General features: G+C 34.3%; 4 protein-coding genes and 1 pseudogene. 4 read left to right on the forward strand and 1 reads right to left on the reverse strand.

The genetic code is table 11. The features are described from left to right. The 3 genes and pseudogenes from F6K13_RS19260 to F6K13_RS19270 all read left to right on the forward strand — a co-directional run. A partial coding sequence (locus F6K13_RS19260) for a cobaltochelatase subunit CobN (protein WP_287288052.1) occupies positions 1–1,629 on the forward strand: 1,629 nt, incomplete at its 5' end. Between the two features lie 203 nt (positions 1,630–1,832). Then, complete coding sequence (locus F6K13_RS19265; RefSeq protein WP_124145666.1) at positions 1,833–1,934, forward strand: cobaltochelatase subunit CobN; 102 nt, start codon at positions 1,833–1,835, stop codon at positions 1,932–1,934. A 130-nt stretch (positions 1,935–2,064) separates the two neighbouring features. Further along, positions 2,065–2,280: pseudogene (locus F6K13_RS19270) on the forward strand (cobaltochelatase subunit CobN); the annotation flags it as partial. Here F6K13_RS19270 and F6K13_RS19275 read toward each other — a convergent pair. Next, the gene (locus F6K13_RS19275) at positions 2,275–2,829 is read right to left on the reverse strand and encodes an SGNH/GDSL hydrolase family protein (RefSeq protein WP_124145668.1); all 555 of its coding nucleotides are present in this window, start codon (positions 2,827–2,829) and stop codon (positions 2,275–2,277) included. The pseudogene F6K13_RS19270 and the gene F6K13_RS19275 overlap by 6 nt on opposite strands. A 433-nt stretch (positions 2,830–3,262) precedes the next feature. On the opposite strand from F6K13_RS19275, the gene urtA reads away from it, so the two are divergent. After that, positions 3,263–4,540: an urea ABC transporter substrate-binding protein gene (urtA, locus tag F6K13_RS19280; protein ID WP_124145669.1), complete on the forward strand. Its 1,278-nt coding sequence runs from the start codon at positions 3,263–3,265 to the stop codon at positions 4,538–4,540. Positions 4,541–4,623 lie beyond the last annotated feature (83 nt).

The raw sequence follows: 4,623 nt of genomic DNA on the forward strand, positions 1-4,623 counted from the left end.
CGTCATCCTAGTACTACTCGTTTGGGTTTGACTCGCGCTTTAGCTGAAGATTTGAATTTGGATTTTGACCCTCTCACAGATGACTTTTCTACAATTATTGATGAGAATTTAATTATGGATGGAAAAGTCTGTCGTACTGTGGGTGATGCTGTGGAGTTACTCGAACAAAAAGCAGCTAATTTAGTCGAAAATTTAATTAACCAAAATCAGATTAACTCTCCCTTCCAACAGACAAATAAAGAATTAGAATGGATTCGTCAAAAACTTCTACCTTCTCTGCAAAAAACAGACCAAGAAATTATCAACTTATTAATAGGATTAGATGGCAAATATATCCCTAGTGGTTCATCTGGCGCTCCTACAAGAGGTAGACCAGACGTTTTACCTACAGGTCGGAATTTTTACTCTGTAGATATTCGCGCCATTCCTACAGAAACTGCTTGGAGAGTAGGACAATTAGCAGCAGAAAATTTAATCGAAAGATACACTCAAGAAAATGGCGAATATCCTCAAACTTTAGGGTTATCAGTATGGGGAACTTCCACGATGCGAACTGGTGGAGATGATATTGCCGAAGCACTTGCTTTATTAGGTGTAAAACCTGTTTGGGATAGACCTTCTCGAAGAGTTATCGACTTTGAAATTTTGCCAGTTTCAATATTAGGAAGACCCCGTGTAGATGTAACTTTAAGAATTTCTGGTTTCTTTAGAGATGCTTTTCCTAATATTATCGATTTATTCGACCAAGCTGTTATTGCTGTGGCTAATTTAGATGAACCTGAAACAGAAAATCCTTTAGCTGCTCAAGTTAAAAAAGAAGTCAAATATTGGCAAGAATTAGGATTAACAGAAACTCAGGCAAAAGCACGTTCCCATTATCGAATATTTGGCTCTAAACCAGGAGCTTATGGTGCAGGTTTACAAGGTTTAATCGAATCTCAAAATTGGCAAGATGACCAAGATTTAGCCAGAGCTTATATTAATTGGAGTGGCTATGCTTATACAGGAATTAATAATAGTTATAACCAGGAAGCTAGAGCAATAAATTCTCCCGAAGCATTTTCTCAACGTCTTAAAGAAATGCAGATAGTTTTGCATAATCAAGACAATAGAGAACATGACTTATTAGATTCAGATGATTATTATCAATTTCAAGGAGGAATGACCGTTGCAGTTCGTGCTTTAACTGGCAAAAATCCTCATACTTATTTTGGCGATAATTCCATGGCAGAAAATCCCAAAGTTCGACAATTGAAAGAACAAATTGCTAGGGTTTATCGTTCCAGAGTAGTTAACCCTAAATGGATAGCTGGAGTAATGCGTCATGGTTATAAAGGAGCTTTTGAAATGGCAGCCACAATAGATTATTTATTTGCCTACGATGCTACAGCAAAATGTGTAGAAGATTTTATGTATCAAGGAGTAGCAGAAACTTATATTTTTGATGAGAATGTACAATCATTTATTCAAGGAAAAAATCCTTGGGCATTGCGAGATATGGCAGAAAGATTATTAGAAGCAAATCAACGAGGTTTATGGCAGTCAGCTAATCAAAAAATCTTAGATAAATTACAGGCGATCGCTCTAGAGGCAGAAGGAATAATTGAGAATTTAGAATTCAGAATTTAGAATTCAGAATTCAGAATTCAGAAGTAACTTGTACCCATAAATAGTTGAAAATTTTATTAGAAAGTCAAGTCAAACTTTGTCATTTTTGCCGAAAAATTAAGGTGGAAAGCTTCTCCTTTCAAGGAGAAAAAAAAATCTTTTAAACAATCCTATTCTGAAAAAGAAGAGGTAATTATTAATTATTAATTGTTAATTATTAATTATTGAACCAACCTTGTCATTCAAAAAATTCTTGGGCATTGCGAGATATGGCAGAAAGATTATTAGAAGCAAGTCAACGAGGTTTCTGGCAGTCAGCTAATTAAAAAATGTTGGAAAAATTGCAGGCGATCGCTCACTTAAGCAATTGAGAATTATGAATTGAGAATTCAGAAGTAATTTGTATGCAGAAATAGTTGAAAATTTTATTAGAAAGTCAAGTCATATTTTGTCATTGTTACCCAACTTTTTCATTCAAAAAATCCTTGGGCATTGCGAGATATGGCAGAAAGATTATTAGAAGCAAATCAACGAGGTTTATGGCAGTCAGCTAATCAAAAAATCTTAGATAAATTACAGGCGATTTTTTATGATTTTTTTTTGCTAAAACAAACTAATTTTACACCTTATCAGTACGAAAATTGCTATATTCAAATTCAACCAAATCTATAACCTTTTCAAAATAGGCATTAATTTTTCATTGAATGCTTTATATCCTGCCCGATTAAGATGAAGAAAATCTCTACTATATTCTTCCTTAACTTTTCCTTGTTCATTTGCCAAAATCGCTTTTGTATCGAAAATTATCACATCCTTGTTTTCCAAAGAATAAATAAAATCATTCACTTCCTTAATAGCTAACTCTACATCCGGCGACCAAAAAAGTTTTCTCTCAAGTGGCACTTCAGCAATAGGAAAAATAGTTGTCAGAATCACAACCGCACCAAGCTGACGAGATTGCTTGACAATTTCTTTGACATTTGATTTACAGTCATAAATAATTATCTCTTTATTCTCAGGAAATATTGGAATTCTGTATAAATCATTCACACCAACTTGAACTATCACAATATCCGGAGATAAAGGTTTTAGATGTTGATTCAATCTTCCTAAAACTTGCCCTGTAGTTTGCCCATAAATTCCTCGATTAACAAAATTAAAATCATCAAAACCTTTAGGTGAATTCCAACCACGGGCACGAGAATCTCCAAAAAAAAATATAGTTTTTTTTGATTGAGATTTTTAGCCTCTTTGGGATTAGTATCAATCGGATAATATTTTATGGCAAGTGGATTTAATTGTAGAGAGTTTAATTGTAAATAATAATTCCTACTCCTAAAAAATAGGAAATTCAGCCCTACTGAAACTAATATAATTATTGATAAACAGATAATTATCAATTTGTTTTTGTTCATAATTCATCAACGCTAAAATCAAAGTTAAACTAATCTTAGCAAGAAGTAATAGAAGGCAAAAATGACAACTATTGAGTAATGATGGCTATACTGAGGGTTTTACTCAAAAACACTATCTATATATCTAGTCTAGTGAGAAAAAACTATAACGTTATAGATATATAGTGTTTGGAACTTAAAAAGTGCCTAAGTCCTGGTAAAGTTAAGTTTGAAATTAATTATAGTGAAGTATTTTTGTTATGGCTAAAGGATTAGAACGCAGGAAATTTTTAATTTATAGTTCTGCTGCTCTAGGTACGAGTATTTTTCTCAAAGCTTGTGGTGGTGCTAATAACACTAACACTACATCTGGGGCTGACACAATTAAAGTGGGTATTCTCCATTCCCTCAGTGGCACAATGGCAATTAGCGAAACTACGGTAGTTGAAGCGGAAAAGTTAGCTATTGAGGAAATAAATGCTGCTGGTGGTGTATTAGGTAAGCAAATAGAAGCAATTGTAGAAGATGGTGCTTCTGACTGGCCTACTTTTGCTGAAAAGGCTAATAAACTTATTGACCAAGACCAGGTAGTTACTGTTTTTGGTTGTTGGACTTCTGCTTCTCGGAAGTCTGTTTTGCCTGTTTTTGAATCTAAGAATCATATGCTTTGGTATCCGGTGCAATATGAGGGTCAAGAATGCTCGAAAAATATTTTTTACACGGGTGCTGCTCCTAATCAACAAATTGAACCTGCTGTAGATTGGTTGTTAGAAAATAAGGGAAAGGAATTTTTCTTAGTTGGTTCTGATTATGTTTTTCCTCGTACTGCAAATACGATTATTAAGGAGCAGTTAAAAGCTAAAGGTGGTACTACTGTTGGTGAAGATTATTTACCTTTAGGAAATACGGAAGTTACTCCGATTATTACTAAGATTAAACAGGCTTTACCTAATGGTGGAGTGATTTTTAATAGTCTTAATGGTGATAGTAATGTTGCCTTTTTTAAACAGTTGAAAGGTGCTGGTCTGACTCCGGAACAATATCCAGTTATGTCGGTGAGTATTGCTGAGGAAGAAGTTAGACAAATTGGTAAGGAGTTTCTTATAGGTCATTATGCTGCTTGGAATTATTTCCAAACTGTTGAGACAGAAGCTAATAAAAAATGGGTGGCAGATTTTAAGGCAAAATATGGTGCAGACCGAGTAACAAATGACCCGATGGAAGCTGCTTATATTATGGTTTATCTTTGGAAACAAGCAGTGGAAAAAGCTGGTACTACTGATAATTTAGATGCGGTAAGGATGGCAGCTATCGGACAAACTTTTGATGCTCCTGAAGGTTTGGTTACTATGAATGCTAATCATCATATTTCTAAAACTGTGAGAATAGGTCAAGTTCGTGATGATGGTTTATTTAATATAGTTTGGTCTACTGAAGGAGCTATTAAACCTATACCTTGGAATCAATTTGTTCCAGCAACTAAGGGGTTTGCTTGTGACTGGAGTGACCCTAATAAAGGTGGTAAATACAAGATATAATAAGTCTTTGGCTATAAGTCAGAAATTAGAGTAGAATTTTGTACGAGTGGTGGATAAATATGTAGGTTTAATGTTTCTACAAA

Origin of the sequence: Okeania sp. SIO2B9 (genome assembly GCF_010672505.1) — a bacterium.
In the GTDB taxonomy this organism is placed as follows: domain Bacteria; phylum Cyanobacteriota; class Cyanobacteriia; order Cyanobacteriales; family Microcoleaceae; genus Okeania; species Okeania hirsuta.

Excerpts from the sequence above, each read along its gene's own strand:
- urtA (WP_124145669.1), top strand. The coding sequence starts at position 3,263 with ATGGCTAAAGGATTAGAACGCAGGAAATTTTTAATTTATAGTTCTGCT.